The organism is Leucobacter sp. L43 (assembly GCF_016597785.1).
In the GTDB taxonomy this organism is placed as follows: domain Bacteria; phylum Actinomycetota; class Actinomycetes; order Actinomycetales; family Microbacteriaceae; genus Leucobacter; species Leucobacter alluvii.
In genome coordinates this window covers 1,153,666-1,173,126 of sequence record NZ_JAENJG010000001.1, presented here as the reverse complement: position 1 = coordinate 1,173,126, position 19,461 = coordinate 1,153,666, and the positions used below count along the sequence as shown (strand labels likewise).

At 67.3% G+C, this 19,461-nt stretch carries 18 protein-coding genes and 1 tRNA gene; 13 read left to right on the top strand and 6 right to left on the bottom strand.

Features of this window, described 5'->3' with window-relative positions; genetic code table 11:
* Window positions 1–17: 17 nt before the first annotated feature.
* From JE033_RS05550 to JE033_RS05520, 7 genes are read left to right on the top strand one after another with little or no spacing between them, the layout of a single operon-like run.
* Entirely contained in the window at window positions 18–1,505 is a 1,488-nt protein-coding gene (locus JE033_RS05550) for a sugar ABC transporter ATP-binding protein (protein ID WP_200329982.1), read from the top strand.
* Window positions 1,502–2,473: an ABC transporter permease gene (locus JE033_RS05545; RefSeq protein ID WP_090146860.1), complete on the top strand. Its 972-nt coding sequence runs from the start codon at window positions 1,502–1,504 to the stop codon at window positions 2,471–2,473. Before JE033_RS05550 ends, JE033_RS05545 begins: the two co-directional genes overlap by 4 nt.
* Window positions 2,470–3,612, top strand: a complete 1,143-nt coding sequence (locus tag JE033_RS05540; protein ID WP_200329980.1) for an ABC transporter permease — start codon at window positions 2,470–2,472, stop codon at window positions 3,610–3,612. The genes JE033_RS05545 and JE033_RS05540 overlap by 4 nt, the downstream gene beginning before the upstream one ends.
* A complete protein-coding gene (gene lsrF, locus JE033_RS05535; RefSeq protein ID WP_090146864.1) occupies window positions 3,605–4,477 on the top strand; it encodes a 3-hydroxy-5-phosphonooxypentane-2,4-dione thiolase in 873 nt (290 codons plus the stop codon). The genes JE033_RS05540 and lsrF overlap by 8 nt, the downstream gene beginning before the upstream one ends.
* A 46-nt stretch (window positions 4,478–4,523) precedes the next feature.
* Window positions 4,524–6,179: a glycerol-3-phosphate dehydrogenase/oxidase gene (locus JE033_RS05530; RefSeq protein ID WP_200329978.1), complete on the top strand. Its 1,656-nt coding sequence runs from the start codon at window positions 4,524–4,526 to the stop codon at window positions 6,177–6,179.
* Between the two features lie 15 nt (window positions 6,180–6,194).
* Window positions 6,195–7,685: an FGGY-family carbohydrate kinase gene (locus JE033_RS05525; RefSeq protein WP_200329975.1), complete on the top strand. Its 1,491-nt coding sequence runs from the start codon at window positions 6,195–6,197 to the stop codon at window positions 7,683–7,685.
* Complete coding sequence (locus JE033_RS05520; RefSeq protein ID WP_200329973.1) at window positions 7,682–9,601, top strand: SDR family NAD(P)-dependent oxidoreductase; 1,920 nt, start codon at window positions 7,682–7,684, stop codon at window positions 9,599–9,601. The genes JE033_RS05525 and JE033_RS05520 overlap by 4 nt, the downstream gene beginning before the upstream one ends.
* A 56-nt stretch (window positions 9,602–9,657) precedes the next feature.
* Here JE033_RS05520 and JE033_RS05515 read toward each other — a convergent pair whose 3' ends face one another.
* Window positions 9,658–11,469 carry a helicase-associated domain-containing protein gene (locus JE033_RS05515; protein ID WP_200329971.1) on the bottom strand — a complete coding sequence of 604 codons (1,812 nt, stop codon included), beginning with the start codon at window positions 11,467–11,469 and terminating at the stop codon, window positions 9,658–9,660.
* Between the two features lie 13 nt (window positions 11,470–11,482).
* The gene (locus JE033_RS05510; RefSeq protein ID WP_090146874.1) at window positions 11,483–11,749 is read right to left on the bottom strand and encodes a hypothetical protein; all 267 of its coding nucleotides are present in this window, start codon (window positions 11,747–11,749) and stop codon (window positions 11,483–11,485) included.
* Between the two features lie 140 nt (window positions 11,750–11,889).
* On the opposite strand from JE033_RS05510, the gene JE033_RS05505 reads away from it, so the two are divergent.
* Window positions 11,890–12,267, top strand: coding sequence for a cold-shock protein (locus JE033_RS05505; RefSeq protein WP_090146876.1), 378 nt, complete (start codon window positions 11,890–11,892; stop codon window positions 12,265–12,267).
* Window positions 12,260–12,946, top strand: a complete 687-nt coding sequence (locus tag JE033_RS05500; RefSeq protein WP_200329969.1) for a DUF3027 domain-containing protein — start codon at window positions 12,260–12,262, stop codon at window positions 12,944–12,946. Before JE033_RS05505 ends, JE033_RS05500 begins: the two co-directional genes overlap by 8 nt.
* Before the next feature lie 410 nt (window positions 12,947–13,356).
* Here the strand turns inward: JE033_RS05500 and serC are convergent, their stop codons facing one another.
* On the bottom strand, window positions 13,357–14,475 hold the full coding sequence (gene serC, locus JE033_RS05495) for a phosphoserine transaminase (RefSeq protein WP_200329967.1): 1,119 nt from the start codon (window positions 14,473–14,475) through the stop codon (window positions 13,357–13,359).
* Between the two features lie 88 nt (window positions 14,476–14,563).
* On the opposite strand from serC, the gene JE033_RS05490 reads away from it, so the two are divergent.
* The 4 genes from JE033_RS05490 (at window position 14,564) to JE033_RS05475 (ending at window position 17,967) form a co-directional block, all read left to right on the top strand.
* Window positions 14,564–15,256 (top strand): metal-dependent transcriptional regulator, encoded by a 693-nt coding sequence (locus JE033_RS05490; RefSeq protein ID WP_200329964.1) that lies wholly within the window; start codon window positions 14,564–14,566, stop codon window positions 15,254–15,256.
* Window positions 15,257–15,365: 109 nt separating this feature from the next.
* Window positions 15,366–16,718, top strand: a complete 1,353-nt coding sequence (gene gdhA / locus JE033_RS05485) for an NADP-specific glutamate dehydrogenase (RefSeq protein WP_200329962.1) — start codon at window positions 15,366–15,368, stop codon at window positions 16,716–16,718.
* A gap of 193 nt (window positions 16,719–16,911) precedes the next feature.
* The gene (locus JE033_RS05480; protein ID WP_336661270.1) at window positions 16,912–17,673 is read left to right on the top strand and encodes an NlpC/P60 family protein; all 762 of its coding nucleotides are present in this window, start codon (window positions 16,912–16,914) and stop codon (window positions 17,671–17,673) included.
* Window positions 17,674–17,894: 221 nt separating this feature from the next.
* A tRNA-Arg gene (locus JE033_RS05475) sits at window positions 17,895–17,967 on the top strand.
* A 97-nt stretch (window positions 17,968–18,064) separates the two neighbouring features.
* Here the strand turns inward: JE033_RS05475 and JE033_RS05470 are convergent.
* The 3 genes from JE033_RS05470 to JE033_RS05460 all read right to left on the bottom strand — a co-directional run bounded on the left by JE033_RS05470 (window position 18,065) and on the right by JE033_RS05460 (window position 19,366).
* Window positions 18,065–18,406, bottom strand: coding sequence for a hypothetical protein (locus JE033_RS05470; RefSeq protein ID WP_200329960.1), 342 nt, complete (start codon window positions 18,404–18,406; stop codon window positions 18,065–18,067).
* A 239-nt stretch (window positions 18,407–18,645) separates the two neighbouring features.
* Window positions 18,646–19,137: a BLUF domain-containing protein gene (locus tag JE033_RS05465; protein WP_234037102.1), complete on the bottom strand. Its 492-nt coding sequence runs from the start codon at window positions 19,135–19,137 to the stop codon at window positions 18,646–18,648.
* The gene (locus JE033_RS05460) at window positions 19,130–19,366 is read right to left on the bottom strand and encodes a hypothetical protein (RefSeq protein WP_200329958.1); all 237 of its coding nucleotides are present in this window, start codon (window positions 19,364–19,366) and stop codon (window positions 19,130–19,132) included. Before JE033_RS05460 ends, JE033_RS05465 begins: the two co-directional genes overlap by 8 nt.
* Window positions 19,367–19,461: the final 95 nt, after the last annotated feature.

Genomic DNA, 19,461 nt, shown 5'->3' with positions numbered 1-19,461 from the left:
AGGCGAGACCGGTGACCATGCTCCAGCAGACGGCCAGACCAGTCCCGGCGTACGGGAAGACGCTCGTGAAAGCGACTGGCCTCTCCAAGCGCTACGGCAGCACCCACGCACTCAGCAGCGTCGATGTCTCCGTCGCCGCGGGCGAGATTCTCGGCCTGGTCGGCCACAACGGAGCGGGCAAGAGCACGCTCATGCGCGCCCTCGCCGGGCGTGAGGCCGCCGATGCCGGGCAGATCGACTGGCACGGGGGAGGTCCGTGGAATCAGCGGACTGCGGAGCGCAATGGAGTGCGCATGGTGTACCAAGAACTCGCACTGTGCCCCGACCTCACGATCAGTGAGAACATCGCTCTCTCGAGCCCGACCGCGACGGGCTTGCGCTGGCGTGCCCGAGCGGAGCGCGTGCTCGTCGAGACCCTCGACCACGTGTTCCCCGATCACGGGATCAACATCATGCGGCTCGCCGGCGACCTTCCCATGCCGCAACGCCAGATGGTGGAGATCGCGCGCGCGCTCTGCACGCCCAATCTCACCCTGCTCATCCTCGACGAGCCGACCGAATCACTGAGCCTCGATGCGACCAGGCAGATGTACCGCGCTTTGCGCGAGCTTGCGGCGCGAGGAGTGGGGATGGTGCTCATCTCCCACCGAATGCAGGAGGTTCTGGAGCACACCGATCGCATCGCCGTGATGCGCGACGGCCGCGTCGTCGAGATCGTCGAGACGGGCGACACCAGCGAAGAACGGCTGCTCGTCGCGATGGGCGGCGAGGTACGAGCCGACACGGCGACGATGCACCGGATCGAAGACGCCGACTCCGGTGGTGCTTTCACTCGCCGGGAAGTTGCTGCCACCCAAGCGTTCGAGCTTCCGTTCTCCGTCGCCAGCGGCGAGATCGTCGGTCTCGCCGGTCTCGCCGGGCATGGGCAGGAGCGCCTGCTCCACCGCCTGTGGTCGGGAGGGCGGGGCATCGCCGTCGCAGCGCGCCGCGCCTATGTCCCCGGAGATCGGCAGTCGAGCGGAGTCTTCCCGCTGTGGTCTGTGGCCGAGAACGTGACGATATCGGCCACTCGCGAACTCTCGACATTCGGCGTGATCTCAGCCGCTGAGCGGAAGTCCGTCGCAGAGGACTGGGTGCAGCGGCTGCACGTGAAGGGCGGCTCCCGCGCTTCGATCACCGCGCTGTCCGGCGGCAATCAGCAAAAGGTGCTGGTCGCACGAGCCTTTGCGAGCGATGCACCGCTCGTGCTCCTCGATGACCCGTTCCGCGGAGTCGACGTCAAGACGAAGAACGAGCTCTATGCGCTCATGAGAGTGGAAGCTTCCCGCGGACGCTCGATCGTCTGGTATTCGACGGAGAACGGTGAGATGGCCCACTGCGATCGGGTCTACGTCTTCCGGTCGGGCGCGATCGTCAGCGAGATCACGGACACCGAGATCACCGAGGAACGCATCATCGCCGATTCCTTCGGTGCAGATCCCCGCAGCTCAGAGGAGCAGAGATGACTCAGACGACGGTACTCGTGCCATCGAGCAAGGAACGGCTGCGCGCGGGCGCCAGGAACGGGTCGCCGGCGCTGCTCGCCCTCGTTGCCCTCGTCGGCATCTTCATTCTCACCGTGGTGCTGCAACCCGGCGTACTCAGCGTGCCCGGCCTCACGCTGACGCTCATGTCGTCGGTGCCGCTCGTCTTCGCGGCCCAGGCCCAGATGATCATCATGAGTGTCGGTGACATCGATCTGGGCGTCGGATACCTCGTCGGTCTCGTCACCGTCATCGCCGCGAGATTGCTGACCGAGCATCCGGTGCTCGCGGTGCTCTCGGTGCTCGCCGTCTTCGCGGTCTACGCCGTGATCGCCGCTGTCGTGCAGCGTCGGGGCGTGCCGTCGATCATCGTCACACTCGGCATGTCGTTCGTGTGGCTCGGCATCGGTCTCTCCCTCAGCCCGACGCCGGGCGGCACCACTCCGGGATGGCTCGCCGCGCTCTCCCAGTGGCGGCCGAGCTGGATACCCGCGCCCGTGCTATTCATCGTCGTGGCGACGCTGCTCGGCTGGGTGCTCACCCGGCGCGCGAAGTTCGGAACGCGGATCCGAGCCCTCGGATCCCAGGCGGCGACCCTCGAGAAGGCCGGCGTCTCCCTGGTCGCTACACGCGTGCTCGCCTATGTGCTCGCCGCCGTGATGATGGTGTTCGCCGGCCTGCTGCTCGCCTCGCAAACGTGGTCAGGCGACATCAACGCGGCCAGCGAGTTCACGCTCATGACGATCGCGGCAGTGATTCTGGGCGGGGGATCGTTCTCGGGAGGCCGAGCGCTCCCCATCGGCACCACGCTCGGCGCCATCACCCTCGGAATGATCACCGTGCTGCTCAGTCTGATCAATCTTCCTTCCAGCCTGCAGTCGGCGGCTCAGGGAGCCATCGTGCTCGCCGTGCTCGCCGGCCGCATCATCACGGAGAGGCTCGCCCGATGAATCTGCGCCTGACCCGACGCGTCCCTGCGACCGGCACTGCAACCGCTGGTGAGCGCAAGAGCCCGGTGCTCCGATGGCCCGCCTGGGGATGGTCGCTCATCGGAGTGCTCGTGGTCTGGGGGATCATCATGAGCGTGCGACCGGGAGCGCCGCTCGATCCGATGATGCAGGCGCTCTCCCTCGCCCCGTTCCTCGTGCTCGTGGCGCTCGGGCAGATGCTCGTGATCACGCTCGGACCGGGCAACATCGACGTCTCGGTCGGAACGATCATCTCGATGAGTTCCTACGTGTCCGTGGCGATCGGTGCGACAGCCGGACCGCTCGCGGGAGTCGCGGCCGCCGGTGCTGCCGGGATCGCGGCCGGTGCGGTCAGCGTCATCGCGATCCTACTGCTGCGAGTCCCGCCGATCATCGCGACGCTGGCGACCAGCTTGATCGTGACGAGCGCGACCCTGCTCCTCGCGGACGCGGCCAGGGGCGGCGCCGATGCATCGCTGCGCGCGTTCGTCAACGCGAAGGCGCTCGGAGTGCCGGTACTCGCCATGATCGTCGTCGGCTTCTCCGCATTCATCTGGTTTCTGCTGCGCCGCACACGCCTCGGTCTCTCGGTGATCGCCGTCGGGCAGAGCGCCCGTGCCGCTGAACGCGCCGGGTTGCCCGCGCGTCTCGTCACCGCGGCGGCGTATCTGCTGAGTGCCGGCCTCGCGGGCACCGTCGGCGGACTCCTCGCGGCGTTCATCTCACCGAGCACCGTACTCGGCACCTCGTACATGCTCGACTCGATCGCCGTCGTCGTGATCGGCGGCACGCTCATCGCCGGCGGTCGGCCCGTGGTCATCGGCACCTGGACCGGAGCACTGTTCTTCGTGCTGCTCTCCGGGCTGCTCAACCTCGTCGGCTGGTCCGTCGGTGCCCAGAACGTGCTCAAGGGGGTACTCGTCGTACTGGTCGTCGTGATCGCTTCGACCGCGACAGGAACCGCCCGCTCGACGACACGACGGTTCGCGGCGAGTCTCTCGGGCAACCGATCCGCGGAACCCCTCTCCGTCCCTGCTGATACCACCCATTCCGGCTCCGAGCGCGATCTCGTTGCTGACACGACCGACCATTCACCACAGAAGGAGAAACTCCATGGCTGATCTCGACGACCTCCGCGAAGGCACTGACTACTCGGCGGGCGCTCCGGTCCCGGCGGGCTTCCATCTCAAGGGCCTGGCCGGGCAGGACTGGGGAATGCGGGCCCGCCTCTCCCGGGTGTTCGATCCGAGGGACGGCAAAACCGTCATGCTGGCGTTCGACCACGGGTACTTCCAGGGCCCGACATCGGGTTTGGAACGTCTCGACCGTTCCATCCTGCCTCTCGTGCCGCAGGCCGACGCCCTGATGTGCACGCGCGGAGCCTTGCGGACGACGATCCCGGCGGAGAGCGGAAAGGGCGTGGTGCTCCGCGCTTCGGGCGGCCCGAGCGTGCTCAAAGATCTGTCGGACGAACAGATCGCGGTGTCCATCGATGACGCTGTCAGGCTGGATGCAGCCGCGCTCGCCGTGCAGGTGTTCGTCGGTGGAGAGCACGAGACGCAGTCCATCAAGAATCTCACGACGCTCGTGGACCAGGGACAGGCGACGGGGATACCGGTGCTCGCCGTGACCGCGGTCGGCCGAGACATGGTGCGAGATGCGCGCTACTTCAGACTCTCGACCCGGATCGCCGCCGAACTCGGCGCCGCATTCGTGAAGACCTACTACGTCGAGGAGGGCTTCGAGACGATCACGAGCGCATGCCCGGTTCCCATCGTCATCGCCGGTGGCAAGAAGGTCGAGGAGCAGGAGGCGCTGCGCATCGCCTACCGCGCAATGCAGGAGGGCGCCGCCGGCGTCGACATGGGCCGCAACGTCTTCCAGTCCGAGCATCCCGCCGCGATGCTCTCAGCGGTGCGCGGCGTCGTGCACGACGGGATGACCGACGCCGAGGCATTCGAACTCTTCCAGACACTCGCACACTGACACCGGTTCCCGAGCGCTCAGCGCTGGGAACCGCGAAAGGGAACTCATGCCCGTCCTCCGAAGCTCCGCCGCACCCGCCGCCGCCGATGTCGTCGTCGTCGGAGCCGGTATCAACGGTCTCGCCATCACCCGGGAGATCGCTCGCCGCGGTCTCCGAGTCGTCATGATCGATCAGGACGACATCGCGGCCCGCACGTCCGCGATCTCAACGCGACTCATTCACGGCGGTCTCAAGTATCTCGAGCGACTCGAGATTCCTCTGGTATTCGAATCGATTCGCGAACGGAACATTCTGCTCCGCACCGCCCCGCACCTGGTGCACCCCTACCCGATGCTCATCCCGTTCTCACGGGGGGCATCGCGACCGGGATGGCTGCTGTCGTGCGGCTTGATACTGCACGATGTCCTCTCAGTGGGCAAGCGGCTGCCGCCGAACCGGATCGTCCTCTCCAAGCGAATGCGCCGCGACTGGCCGACAGTCGCGGCAGGCGGTGTGCGGTGGGGCGGACTCTTCCAGGACGCGCATGTGCCCGTCACCGAGCGATTCGCGGTCGAACTCGCGATCGACGCCTACCGGCACGGAGCGGTGATCCTCACCCACACCCCCGTCCTGTCGTTGCTGCACGGGAAAGACGAAATCGCCGGGGTCGTCTATCGAGACCGTGAGACTTCGCAGGAGCGGCAGCTGAGTGCTCCGCTCGTCATCAACTGCGCCGGGCCGTGGGTCGACGATGTGCTGGCGTTGGAGGGGAATCACCAGCGACGCATCGGGCCGACCAAGGGGAGCCACCTCGTGGTGGATCGCTTTCCCGCTGCGCCGCAGACGTGCATCTTCTTCGAGTCACCGGACGACCAGCGGCCCATGTTCGTACTGCCATGGCGCGACGGAAAGTTCATGATCGGCACCACCGACCTGCCGTTCTCCGGCGACCTCGATGACATCGTCGTCGACGACGATGAGATCGATTACCTGCTGCGCGCCGTCAATACGCTGATCCCCGACGCGGAGCTCAGCCCCGCCGACGTGCTCTGGTCGTACTCCGGTGTCCGTCCGCTTCCGTTCTCCGGAGGGACGGCGGACCCGGCCTCGGTCACCCGAGACAGCGACGTCACCGTGCACGACGGTTCGGCGCGAGGGCTGATGAGTGTGATCGGCGGGAAGTACACCACGCATCGGGCGCTCGGGGAGCAGGTGCTGCGCCGCGTCGAATCGGCGTTCGGCATGCGCCACCGTCCGTCCGGCACCAAGACGGCCATGCTCCCCGGAGTCCCTCCGAACGGCGCGGAGCGCCTCCGGGCAGGGCTGACTGCGCGCACCGCGCTCCCCGCGACGGCGATTGCACGCCTCACCGATGTCTACGGGGCAATGGCGTGGGAGGTGGCCGCAATCGCAGAGGCCGATCCGGTACTCGCACGATGCATCGACCCATTGAGCGGCGCCATCGCAGCGGAGGTCGTCTATGCGGTACAGGAGGAAGGCGCATTCACATTGGAGGATGTGCTCCTGCGCCGCACCACGATCGCACTGAATGCGGATGTCGGCATGGGCGCCGCTGGCGCGGCCGCCGAGGTGCTCGTCGAACACGCAGGTTGGGCGCCGGAACGAGCCGCTCGCGAACTGGACGACTATCTTCGGTCAATGCAGCGGTTCTCCCCGCGAGGCAGACGCCTGGGCGCGCCCAGCAGAGAACACGTCGAGTAGGAAGCGGTCGGGTCAATGAAGATCTGCGTAGTGGGTATCGATGTCGGATTGACGACGGCGAAAGCAGCGGCATTCGACGATGCGGGGAATGAGATCTGCACCTTCGCCGCCCCGAACCCCAGGGTCGCCGTGTCGCGCGAGCGCCAGGAGATCGACATGGAGGCGCTATGGGAGGTGGTGTCCGGCGTGCTGCGTCAGTTGAACGCCCACCTCTCGGCAGCGGGGTGGAGCGTCGCGGCGGTCGGCGCGACGGGGCACGGCAATGGCCTGTATCTCGCTGACGACGATCTGCGCCCAGTTCGTGCGGCGATCGCTTCGACCGACAGTCGGGCAGGACGAATCGTCGCCAGCCTCGACTCCGATGAAGTGGAACAGTGTCGTCGCCTCACAGGGTCGATACCCTGGACCGGGCAGCTGGGGGTGCTGGTGCGCTGGTTGCACGAGCACGAACCCGAGTCGCTCGAACGTGCGGCGTGGGCCTTCAGCTGCAAGGACTGGCTCACGGCCTCCCTCACCGGCGCGCCGAGTGCGGACCTGTCTGACGCGTCGGGCTGCGGTTTGGTGAATCTGAGCTCCCGCGTCTACGAGCCCGCAGTGTTCGACATGCTGGGACTACCCGCCTCGCTCTGGCGCCTGCTTCCCGAACCTCGCCCCTCCGACGAGGTCGTCGGAGCGGTCACGGCACGGGCGGCCGAGATCACCGGTCTGCCGGAGGGAATTCCCGTGGTCGCCGGATGCATGGACTGCGTTGCGAGCCCGATCGGAGCCGGCTCATCAGATCCGGGCGACGTCACCGTCATCGTGGGCACCTGGGCGATCAACGCGGTCGTCGTCCCCGCGACGAGCGAGCCACCCGATGTCACGATCAACGCCTTGCTGCCCGATCCTGACTACATGCTCGCCATGGAGGTCGCCCCTACCTCCGCTGCGAGCGTCGAATGGGCCGCGCAGTTGCTGGGCGCGCGGAGTGCTGCGCCGGTGACTCCACGGGAGTTGCTCGACGCAGCGGGAGAGGTGCCTGCGCTCGCCGACGGCATTCTCTTCCTCCCCTTCGTACACGGCGCGCCGGAGCATCTCGGAGCGTCGGGTACCTTGCTCGGGTGCAAAGGAAGCCACGGCTTCCCCCATGTCGCTCGAGCCGTAGCCGAGGGCATCACGCAGTATCACCGCGTGCAGCTCGAGAAGGTCCTCAGGTGCGGGGCCAGCGTCTCCGAGCGGCCGTGGACGCTCGCCGGAGGCGGAGCGAAGAACCCGCGATGGGCTCAGATGTTCGCCGATGTCGTCGGCAGGCCGATGCGCCGTCAGCTCGACACGGAGCTCGGAGCGCGTGGAGTCGCCCAACTCGCAGCGCGCGCGATCGGCGTCGATCCGGATCGCTGGCGAAGCGAGCACGACCATCGCCTCGTCGTGCACCCCGGCGCGGATCGTTCCGCTTACGAGCAGCAGGGCAAGACGTTCGACCGGGTGCTCCGGGCGATGAGTGGGGTCTGGGAGGCCGCAGCATGACAGAGGAACAACGTGATCTCGACGACATCGTCCGTGTGAGCCGAGCATTGGGGAGTGACCCGGCGTTCGTGCTGCACGGGGGAGGGAACACATCCATCAAGACGGTTGGAGCCGATGTCACTGGGGCGATGATCGAGCTGCTGCTGGTCAAGGGCAGCGGTTGGGACCTTGCGACCATCGAGGGGCCGGGCTTTGCACGATTGCGCCGCGATCGCCTGCACCAGCTGCTGCAACTGCCGGTGCTCGATGATGCTTCGATGGTGAATGAGCTGCGCCAGGCCGCACTCGACGCCGATTCCCCGACGGCGTCCATCGAAGCCCTGCTGCACGCCCACCTCCCCGCACGAGTCGTCCTCCATTCGCATGCCGACGCCATCGTCGCGCTCACCGATCGCGACGTCGTGGAGGGGGAGGTCGCCGCCGCACTGGGCCACGGCGTGCTGGTGCTGCCGTACGTCAAGCCGGGGTTCGAGCTCGCCCGTCTCGTCGCCGACAGCGACCTCACCGGAATCGACGCGATCGTGCTGAGCAAGCACGGGCTCTTCACGTTCGCGGACGACTCCGACGCAGCCCTCGAACGCCACCGCTCACTCGTCGCCCGCGCAGCGGCCGCGCTCGGCGTCGACCGCTGGGGCGAACGCGGATCGCGGCGCGGACGCGCAGGCGCGGTCGCCGACGTCGTCTCGCTCCGCAGCGCCATCTCGCGTGCTGCCGGACGCCCGCTGCTCCTGCAGCAGATCGACTCGGAGCGCGCCGCATCATTCTGCAGTCGCCCGGATCTCTTGGAGGCCGCGTCCCGTGGGACTGCGACGCCGGAACACGTCATCTACACGAAGCGCACGCCCCTCGTGGGGCGCGATGTCGCCGCGTACAGTGCTGCGTATCGGGAGTACTTCTCCCGCCATCGGGATCGTGCGGAGCGCTCGGTGACCGAGCTGGACCCCGCCCCCCGCGTCGTCCTCGATCCGGTACTCGGACTGCTGGCCGCCGGTGAGACCGCGCGGGACGTCAGCGTCGTCAGCGATATCGTGCTCCATACGATGGACGTCGTCGATGCGGCCGACGGGCGGGGAGGATTTCAGTCGCTCTCCGAGTCCGAGAGCTTCGACATCGAGTACTGGACGCTCGAGCAGGCGAAGCTCGCGAAGCGACGGCGCCTCCCACTGAGCGGTGAAGTGGCGCTCGTCACCGGTGCTGCCTCCGGAATCGGGCGTGCTGTCGCGAATGCGCTGCTCGCCTCGGGCGCGTCGGTCGTTGGAATCGATATCGCGGAGGAATGGGAGCTCGACGGGTCGCATGAATCCTGGCGGGCCGTGAGCGGTGACGTGCGCGACCCCGAAGTGATCGATTCGGCAGTCGAACTTGCGAGCCGGGATTTCGGAGGCATCGACATCGTGGTCGCCGCAGCAGGCATCTTTCCGCCGAGCGCGCCGATAGCGCAGCTGCAAGACGAGGTGTGGGATCGGGCGCTCGCGATCAACGCCACGGCTGTTGCGCGCCTGTTCCGTGCCGCGCACCCCGCTCTCGCTGCCGCACCTCGGGGCGGTCGCGCAGTACTCATCTCGACCAAGAACGTCGCAGCGCCCGGTCCGGGAGCGGCAGCGTACTCGGCGAGCAAGGCAGCCGCGGCGCAGTTTGCGCGCGTCGCGGCGCTCGAGTGGGCCGAGGACGGCATACGCGTGAATCAGGTCGCTCCAGATGCCGTCTTCGACACGGCGATATGGACGCCGGAACTGCTGCGAGCCCGCGCTGAGCAGTACGGGCTCAGCGAAGCGGAGTACCGCACACGGAATCTCCTCCAGCTGGAGGTGACCAGCGCCATGGTGGCCGACGCGGTCCTGAGCTGCTGCCAGGGAATGAACGCGACGACGGGAGCCGTCATCAGCGTGGACGGGGGAAACGATCGGGTGATCTGAGCAGTCCGTTCGGTCTCAGACAACAGCGCAGGCGAGCATCAGGCCGGGGCGCCGGTTCAGGTCGGTTCGACGGCCGTGATCATGTTCACGGGCAGCGTGCGTTCGACACCCGCTGCTTGATCCGCGGCGCGCAGACGCCCGGCATTGACCGAGACCGGGAGCAACGTGAACGTGCGCACCTCTCCGCGCGCCTCCGCCGTCACGCGCACGGGGCTGCGGTCGCGGATCGCGAGCTCGAGTCGCCTGGTGAAGTCACCCGTGCCCGGCTCGGAGCGCGCAGCGGTGAAGACGCGCTCGACCAGTGCGTCGAACGGGGCCGTCGGTCCCTCGCCAGCACCCGCCCGCCGGCTCGCGGTCGCTCCCGCCGCCTCGGACGCGGTCGCACCAGCCTGGATGGCGCCGACTTCCGCGGGTTCTGCATCTCGCAGTGCTGCCACCTGCGAAGACGCGTGATACCGGGCATCGGCGAGCGCGGCGAGCACATGGTCAGCACTCAGGCGGGAGTACAGCACCGTGTCGGACGCGCGCGAGCGCTGCAGCTGGAGGTGCTGCAGCGCACGATCCACGGAGATCGTGGCGGCGACGTCCGCCCGCGCGAAGGAGAGGCGCGTGCGTCCCTCGTCACCCGCGTACTCGCCGACGACGATGCCGCCGACGCGCTCGCCCAACGAGTCGAGCAGGTACTCGAGGGGTTGAGGGATGCCCGTGAGCGAGATGCGGGTGAACGCCTCCCGTGCGGTGGCCGGCGAGAGGCCCCGCTCGTACGCCTCGGCGATCGACGCCTCGCTGATCCGCCGGGTCGAGGCGACGCCGATGTGCTCGGGGCGAGCGAGCGCTGCGAGCACCGCTTCGTCCTTCGGCGGCAGCGGGCCGGGTACGACCACGCTCAGGTCGGGTTGCACGTAGACGCCCGTCGCCGTCTCTGGCATTGCGCGCGCAATGTCGGAGGTGACGACTTCTCCGACGAGGAGTGCGTCGGCAACCTTCGTGAAGCGCCCTTCGACCGTCAAGCCCAGGTATTCGGCTCCGCGCACGAAATCGTCCACCGCCGTGAGATCGGTCGCGGGTAACAGGGGGTACCGCGTCGGCACCCCTGCCGCGAGCGCGCGCAGATCGATCTCCGCCTGGTCTGCTCGGTTCCATTCGGTGCGCAGCGTCGAGGGCATGCTGCAACCGGCGGCATGCGCGAGGGAGAGCCATCGTTCGACATGCGAGCTGTGCAACCATGCGCTCGAGGCGGCGGCGGTGATCAGCAGGTGGTCGTCGGTGAGCGCGGTGACCAGCCCCGCCCGCATGAGCGCGGCGAGTGCGAGCGACACCTCGTCGGGTTCGACCCCGGTCGATTCCGCCAGCTGCTTGACCGTCGCGACGGCGATGCTCCCCGAGCGGTTCAACTTGCCGGGGCGGTCGCGCAGGGTGCGCAGACACTCCGCGGCCTGCCCGACGGCCGTGAGCGCCGAGGTGAACCAGGCGCTGGTGTCGACGTCGCTGCTGATATCGCCAGGAAAGGGGTCGGATGAGAGCGAGTCGATCACCACGTGCGCTGCGTCGAGCGCGTCGCTGAGTGCAGCGGCGACTTCGGGCAGACTGACGGCGGATCCGCCATCGCGACCGAGCAGGCCCATTCCGGACAGCTCGGAGACGAGTGCGGCATCGGCGCCAGTCGGATCGCGCACCGCTGCGAGGCTCGCGCGATCGAGCGGAGCCAGAGCTCGCGCGATCGACTCCGTCTTCAGGAGATCGGAGGCGAGCCCGATGGGATCGGTGATGCCCGCGGGTGCGTGCGGGCGCCGGCTGCGCACGAGCGCAGCGAGAGTGTCGCGATCCATCTCCGCGAGAGCGGAGGCGAGCGCGAGTGTGCCGCTCATCAGCGCATCCGACCTAACGGCCGGAGAGCCTTCGGGTCTCTGTGCGGCGGCGGCGCTGAGTGAGGATCAGCAGGACGATCAGCAGGACGAAGCCGACAGGCAAGCCGATCATCGAGATGCCGTAGACGATCGGCCACAACCCCTCCGCAAGTGCGAAGCGATTGTTCAGGCCGACGATCAGGGTCGCGAAGAAAGAGAGGAGCGCCAGACCGATGATGGAAAGGGACGCGTAGGCGAGGATCCGCTCGAGGATCGACGGCGTGCTGGGTTCAGTGGACATCCGCTTCATTTTATCGGGTTCCGGCCTCCGCGCGAGGGCAAGATGGCCCGCTAGAATTGGCTGAATGCTCGGGAACCCGCGCTCGCGAACGGGCGTGAGCGGAACGCGGGGCATCTCGACGAGACGGAAAGGAACGAGGCATGCCGAACGGCAAGGTCAGGTTCTACGACGAAGACAAGGGCTTCGGGTTCATCCAGGGGGATGATGGCGCTCAGGTGTACCTGCACGCCTCGGTCGTGCCGGCGGATGCCGAGATCCAGGCGGGCACACGTCTGGAGTACAGCGTCGCCGACGGGCGACGCGGCCCCCAGGCGCTGTCGGTGCATGTCCTCGACACCCCGCGCCTCGCCAAGCGCAGCAGGAAGTCGGCCGACGAGATGGCGGTGATCATCGAAGATCTCGTGAAACTGCTCGATGGTCTCGGCGAACGCCTGAAGCACGGGCAGTACCCGGAGCGCGCACAGTCGCGGAAGGTCGCGACGATGCTGCGACGAGTGGCGGATGATTTCGATGTCTGAGACCGAATCGGAGTCCGGGCTCGCTCCCGATCCGGTGCTCCTCGACGCGCGTGACCAAGCGCGCGCTGCGCTCGCCGAGATCACCGACCCCGCGTCGATCGGCGACGACAACGGTCACGAGGTCGAAGAAGCGCACGTGCTCACGCTGTTCTTCGAGTGCCGACTGGCGGGCTACCCCGGATGGCGGTGGGCGGCGACCCTCGCGCGCACGAGCGAGGACGCGCCGGTGACGGTGCTCGAGGTCGAATTGCTGCCGGGGCCGGATTCGGTGATCGCTCCTGATTGGGTGCCGTGGTCGGAGCGTCTCGCGCAGTATCGCGAGGGGCACGCCAAGCAGGGGGACGATGGCGCCGCAGATGCGGAGAGCGACGAACTCGACGACGCCGGCGACGAGCTGGACGGCGACTTCGAAGACGAGCTCGATGGCGCCGACATCGATGACGACGGTGACTTCGGCGCCGACGACGCGGAGTCGGATGTCGACGACGATTCCGACGACGACGATTCGGATGACGACGACGATTCTGACGACGACGATTCCGATGAGGACATCGACGACGATGCCGATGACACGGCACTGTTCGATGAGGACAGCGATGACGTCGACGACGATGATGATTCCGACGATGACGAAGACGACGACGATGACGATGACGATGATGAGGACGACGACGAGTAGTCGGCCTGAGTGAGCGACGCCCTCGACCCGATACGGGTCGAGGGCGTCGTGCGTTGCGTGCGTCGGTATGCGATCAGGTGGAGATCTTCCCAAAACTACGTAGTTCTCCCGGTTCCGCTCATCTTCCACACTCCCTAGAGTCACTGCCAGAGGGGGAGGAGATCGCGTCAACGCCGACTCGGACGCCCGTGGGAGCTGGGCGGAACGGGGAAGCTATGCGATGCAGCACACACAACGGCGAGCAACTCACAGACCGGGGCGTCCGCGGCCTTCCTCCGCACTGGCGCCCCGCACAAGAAGCGGGTTCGCGGCTGCGAATTCTGCACCGGCTCGGCCGGGGCGATCGTGGCCACCGCTTCCCGTCGGGCCCGGAGACTCCCCCTTGATCCGGGCCCTTCGGTCTGCGAGCGTCAGCTCAGGCGATCGAGCACGTAATCGATCGATGCGACGAGCGCGCGCACATCATCCGGATCGATCGCGGTGAACGTCGCGATGCGCAGCTGGTTGCGCCCCAGCTTGCGGTACGGCTCGGTATCCACCACGCCATTGGCGCGGAGCGCGCTCGAGATCGCTGCGGCATCCACGGTGTCATCGAAGTCGATCGTGACGACGACCTGCGAGCGATGATCCGGATCGGAAACGAAGGGGGTCGCGACTGAGGTGCGGTCGGCCCACTCGTACAGCACCCCGGACGACTCGGCGGTGCGGGCGGCAGCCCACCCGAGACCGCCGTTGGCGTTGATCCAGCGCACTTGCTCGTCCATCATGCCGAGCGTCGCGAGCGCCGGGGTGTTGAGCGTCTGATTCTTCCGCGAGTTCTCGATGGCACCCGCGAGATTGAGGGTCTCCGGAATGTACCGGCCTGACGCCGTGACGCGCTCGATCCGCTCGATCGCGGCGGGGGAGACGAGGGCGAACCAGATTCCTCCATCCGAGGCGAAGTTCTTCTGCGGGGAGAAATAGTAGACATCCAGCTCGTTCGCATCGAAATCGATGCCGCCGGCGCCGCTGGTCGCATCGACCACCGTGAGGGCGCCGGGATCGCCCGCCACTCGCTGCACCGGGGCCATCACGCCCGTCGAGGTCTCGTTGTGCGGGTACGCGTACACGTCGACTCCCGCGACTGCCTCAGCGGTGGATCGCGAACCGGCATCCGCTGCTCGCACGTCGGGCTCCGCCAGGAACGGCGCAGAGCTCGCCGCCTTCGCGAACTTCGCCCCGAACTCGCCGAAGGTCAGGTGCTGGCTGCGGTGCTCGATGAGCGAGTGCACTGCCGAATCCCAGAACGTGGTCGCTCCGCCGTTCGCGAGCAGGATCTCGTACCCATCCGGCGCGCGGAACAGATCGGCGAGGCCAGAGCGGACGCTTCCCACGAGATCTTTCACAGGAGCCTGGCGGTGCGAGGTACCGAGAACTCCGGGCTGCAGCGAACCGAGGAAGGCGAGCTGCTCGTCGCGCACCTTGGACGGGCCGCACCCGAATCGTCCGTCGGCGGGCAGGAGCTCAGTGGGAATCGTGATGTCAGCCATGAGCGCAATTCTATCGAGCGCGTGCTTCGCGGCCCGCTCCGCCAGGTCAGGATGCCCTAAACTGGACGGTGGACCCGAAAGGACGGCGATGACGGACCTGATCGACACGACCGAGATGTATCTCCGCACGATTCTGGAGCTCGAAGAAGAAGGGATCGTCCCCCTGCGCGCGCGCATCTCCGAGCGGCTCGGTCATTCGGGTCCGACCGTCTCGCAGACCGTCGGGCGCATGGAGCGTGACGGCCTCGTCGTCGTCACGGACGATCGCCGTCTCGAACTGACGATCCCGGGTCGGAGCAAAGCCGTGCACGTGATGCGCAAGCATCGTCTTGCAGAGCGACTCCTCGCCGATGTCATCGGGCTCGAGTGGGCGTATGTCCACGAGGAGGCGTGCCGGTGGGAGCACGTGATGAGCGAGCAGGTCGAGCGGAAGCTGCTCGGCATCCTCGGCAATCCCACGGAGTCGCCGTACGGAAACCCGATCCCCGGGCTCGAAGAGCTTGGCGCCGTGCGCGCCGGGTCCTTCCAGACCGGAGTCACGGGGCTGACCGAGCTGCTCATCGATCCCGAGGTGGCCGTCGTCGCGCGCATCAAGCGACTGGCCGAACCCCTCCAGGTCGACCCGGAGCTGCTCGAGCAGCTCGCGGCAGCGGGCGTCCTGCCCGGGAACCGGGCCTCCTTCAGCCGCAGCGGGCACACCGTGCACGTCGAAGTCGAGGGTTCGAGCGAAGCGATCGACCTGCCGACCGAGGTCGCTGCGCACATCTTCGTCTCGATCTGACGACCCCTCATTCCTTCGCCGCAGCAGTGCGGTTCGGCCGGAATGCGGGTGCAATCTGATCTGCCCAGACCGGGCCGATCCACAAGGTGCTGAGACCGAGGAGTCGACATTGACGTTGCTTACCCCTGAAGCCCACCTGCGAGCCGTCGCCGAGACCGTCCGCAGGCGCAGTTCTGTGGAGCCCGAGTTCTTGCAGGCGGTGCGCGAGGTGCTCGAGACGCTCGCGCCGGTACTCGCCGAGCACCCCGAGTACATCGAGGCGGGAATCCTGGAACGGCTCGTCGAGCCCGAACGTCAGCTCATCTTCCGGGTGCCCTGGACCGATGATGCGGGTCGGGTGCACGTCAACCGCGGGTATCGCGTGCAGTTCAACTCCGCGCTCGGCCCCTATAAAGGGGGACTGCGCTTCCACCCGAGCGTGAATCTCTCCGTCGTGAAGTTCCTGGGCTTCGAGCAGATCTTCAAGAACGCCCTCACGTCGCAGCGCATCGGCGGCGGCAAGGGAGGATCGGACTTCGACCCGAGCGACAAGAGCGATGCCGAGGTGATGCGCTTCTGCCAGAGCTTCATGACCGAGCTCGTGCACCACATCGGCGAGCACACCGACATTCCGGCGGGCGACATCGGCGTCGGCGGCCGCGAGATCGGCTACCTCTTCGGGCAGTACCGCCGCATCACGCAGCGCTACGAAGCCGGGGTGCTGACGGGCAAGGGTCTCGGGTGGGGCGGGGCCGAGGTGCGCACCGAGGCCACGGGCTACGGAGCGGTCTTCTTCGCCGAGGAGATGCTGCTGCGCGCTGGTGACGGGATCGAGGGTCGCCGCGCCGTCGTCTCGGGCTCGGGCAATGTCGCGACCTATGCGATCGAGAAGATTCAGCAGCTCGGCGGCACCGCGATCACGGCGTCCGATTCGAGCGGGTACATCGTGGACGAGGCCGGCGTCGACGTCGATCTGCTGAAGCAGGTCAAAGAGGTCGAGCGGTCTCGCATCTCCGTCTACGCGGAACGCCGTCCCGGCGCGCACTTCGTCGCGACCGGTTCGGTCTGGGACGTCAAGGGGGAGCTCGCATTCCCGTGCGCGACTCAGAACGAACTCGACGCCGAGCACGCGCGTTCGCTCATCGCCGGAGGGCTGCGCGCGGTCGCCGAGGGCGCGAACATGCCGGCCACACCGGAGGCCGTGGCCCTGTTCCGCGAAGCCGGCGTGCTCTTCGCGCCGGGCAAGGCGGCCAATGCGGGAGGGGTGGCGACGTCGGCGCTCGAGATGAGCCAGAACGCCGCGCGTTCGCGGTGGGATCGCGACAAGAGCGAGTCGCGTCTGCGCGACATCATGCGGGACGTTCACGCCTCCGCGTACGACGCATCGGTGCGGTACGGGCGCCCAGGCGACTACGTGCTCGGTGCGAATTCCGCCGCGTTCGAAACGGTGGCGCACGCCATGCTGGCGCAGGGTGTGATCTGAGCCGCGATCTCTCGGCGTCGAGCTATTGTGAGTCGCTCATTGGCCCCGACTGCCGCACGTTTCAGCGGTACTTGAAGGTTTCGTGACCTGAGCGTGACATATTCGTGATGTTCGGTTACCCTTAAACGGTCGCGGCCCGCACGGGCTGCACCTGACGCAGACACCAGTTGGCAACAGTAAGGCAGATATACACGTGACTCAGCACTCCAGCACGGACGTCGTGCTTCCGAGCGAGCTCGTCGGACGGACCCCGTCGCGAGCGAAGCGGATCGTACAGATGGCCGGCGCAGCAGCACTGAGCCTGGGCATGGTCGGCACCTTCTCGCTTCCGGCATATGCGACGAGCCCGGCACCCGAGGGGCTCCCCGACGGGTTCCTCGCCGCGCAGACGCTGCAGACGAACAATGCCGAGACCGTCGTAGCCGTGGGCGAGACGCCCGCCGGCAGCGACGAGGCAGCGACCGCCGAAGAGGCAGCCGCAGCCAAGAAGGCTGAAGACGAGGCGAAGGCGAAGCAGGAGGCAGCGGATCGCGCCGCTGCCCAGAACGCCGCAGCCGCCCCCGCGGGTGCCGCAGGAGCTTCGGCTCCGGACCCCTCCGCTCCCCAGGGCGGCGACGTTCCTGCCGGAAGCGGCGCACAGGGCATCGTCGATGCAGCGCTCGCGCAGCTCGGTGTGAACCAGGACTGCACCGCGCTCGTGGAGAAGTCGCTGCGCGCTGTCGGTATCCCTGCTGGTGACCTCGGTACGCAGGTGCACGAGTACACCGCGCTCGGCGGAACGATCGTGGGAAGCGGCAACTACGCCCCCGGCGACATCCTCGTGTTCCCGGGCCAGCACGTCGGCGTCTACATCGGCAACGGCCAGGCCGTGCACGGCGGATGGGGTGGCACCACCCGCATCGGGCCGATCGCTCCTGGCGGCGAGTCGGGCCTGACGGTGGTTCGCTTCGGCTAAGTCGATTCGTTTGTGCAAACGGGCGGGGTTTCGACCTCGCCCGTTTTGCGTGTTCGCGCCCGCCTAGCCGAACGCACCCCTTCCAATCTGCGAGGGGGGTCGATCTTCGTGCGTGTTGCATGGTCGACACGCACGAAGAGTGACCCCGCTCCCAGGTGGGGCGCGGGGGACTCTCAGGGCGTCCGTGCGCTAGAATCGCATGGGCCGCTTTCCGGCCCAGCGCCCCGGTAGCTCAGTGGATAGAGCACTTCTCTCCTAAAGAAGGTGTCGTAGGTTCGATTCCTATCCGGGGCACCCTTTCCCGGCTGCTCAGGGCGCCGGGCCGCCGCTCGTCGGGCAGCCGCCCACCGCGCGGCCGCCCACCGCGCAGCGGCCCGCTGGGCTCAGACGCTCAGAGCAACTCTGCTGCTTCCGCGTCGGTGAGCTCGATCTCCTGGCCGTTGTCGCCCAACCAGTAGTGGCTGCGCTGTCCCGGCTCCGGGTGCTTCCGCGCGATGAGCGTGAACGTCGACCCGTCGAGGGTTTTCACCGGCCCCGCCGCAGTGCGCTTTTTGCGGTTCTCGTCGACGAACATGCCGGCCACAAGGCCGAGTGCGATCCCGACCCCTAACCACAAGGCGAGGTTGTCGAGCGTGATTCCGAGTACGACGCCGAGGCTCACGCCGAGCGACATGCCGATCGCAAGACCGGTGTGCTCGTCTTGCGCTGCGGGTTTCGAGTGGTTCTCGTCCATGTGCCCTCCATTCGTGGTGCTCACGAATCTACGGTGGCGCCGAATAGGGCACATCCCCCGCGAGGGGGAAATGCTGAGGTGCTGGGCGAAGCAGCGGAGCAGTCGAGCAGCGAAGCAGTCGAGCAGCGAAGCAGTCGAGCAGCGGAAGGCGCGCATCGGAACGGGGGAGGCGCCGTGGCAGAAGTACAGCCCCTCCGCGCTGTGAAGCTCGAAGGGGCTGCGCACCGCGGAAGGCGTGGTTAGGCGGCGGTCCGCGAGGGCTTTCCGGCCCGCACGCGGAACCACAGGGCGAGCTCTTTCGCTGCGCGACCGGTGGTGAACTCGTCGGGTGCAGCGGCGATGTCGGCGAATGAGTCCCGGAATCCGGGAAGAGCCGAGGACGACTGGTTCTTCAACGGCTGGTATCCCATCGTCCAGTCGTCGAACTGCCGTTCGAGCGTGAACTCGTCGATGAGCACGCGCACGTTGGTGTGGCGCGCATCCCGCCGGATGCGTTCGGTGAGAGCGTCGACCGCTTCTGGGGGGCCCTCGAGGAACTGGATGAACTGATCGTTCCGGTAGAGCAGGATGCCGGTGATGCCGGCCGCCGCGTTGTGCGCCCGCGCTTCGAGCAGGAGCTGATCGAGGTCGGCCTGGTAGAAGCGGGAGACCGCCTCGCTCGAGTAGACGAGTGAGCGGAGTGCTCCGTCGGGGAGGGGCACGCCGCCGGTGGTGGACTGAGGCTCAAGCAACGGTGATCGCCCCTTCTGGTGAGAGGTGCAGGGCTTCGAGGGCGAGCATGGCTTCTGAGAGCGAGGCGTATTCGCCCACGGGCTGGGAGTACATGTCGCAGACAATATGTTGGGTCTCGGTCTCTACGTCGATGTAGCCGAGGAATTCTCCGCTCCGGCTTCCCACATAGAAGCCGTGCTCCACCTCCGCCCAGATGATGTCGGCGTGTGCGGAACTGATGGTGCTCATGGATCTGAGCCTTTCCGCGACCGTCATGCGCGGCATCAAGCTGATGCCAGGACAGGCACGTCATGTGCCGGGGCCGCCGGGACAGTGTATCCGAG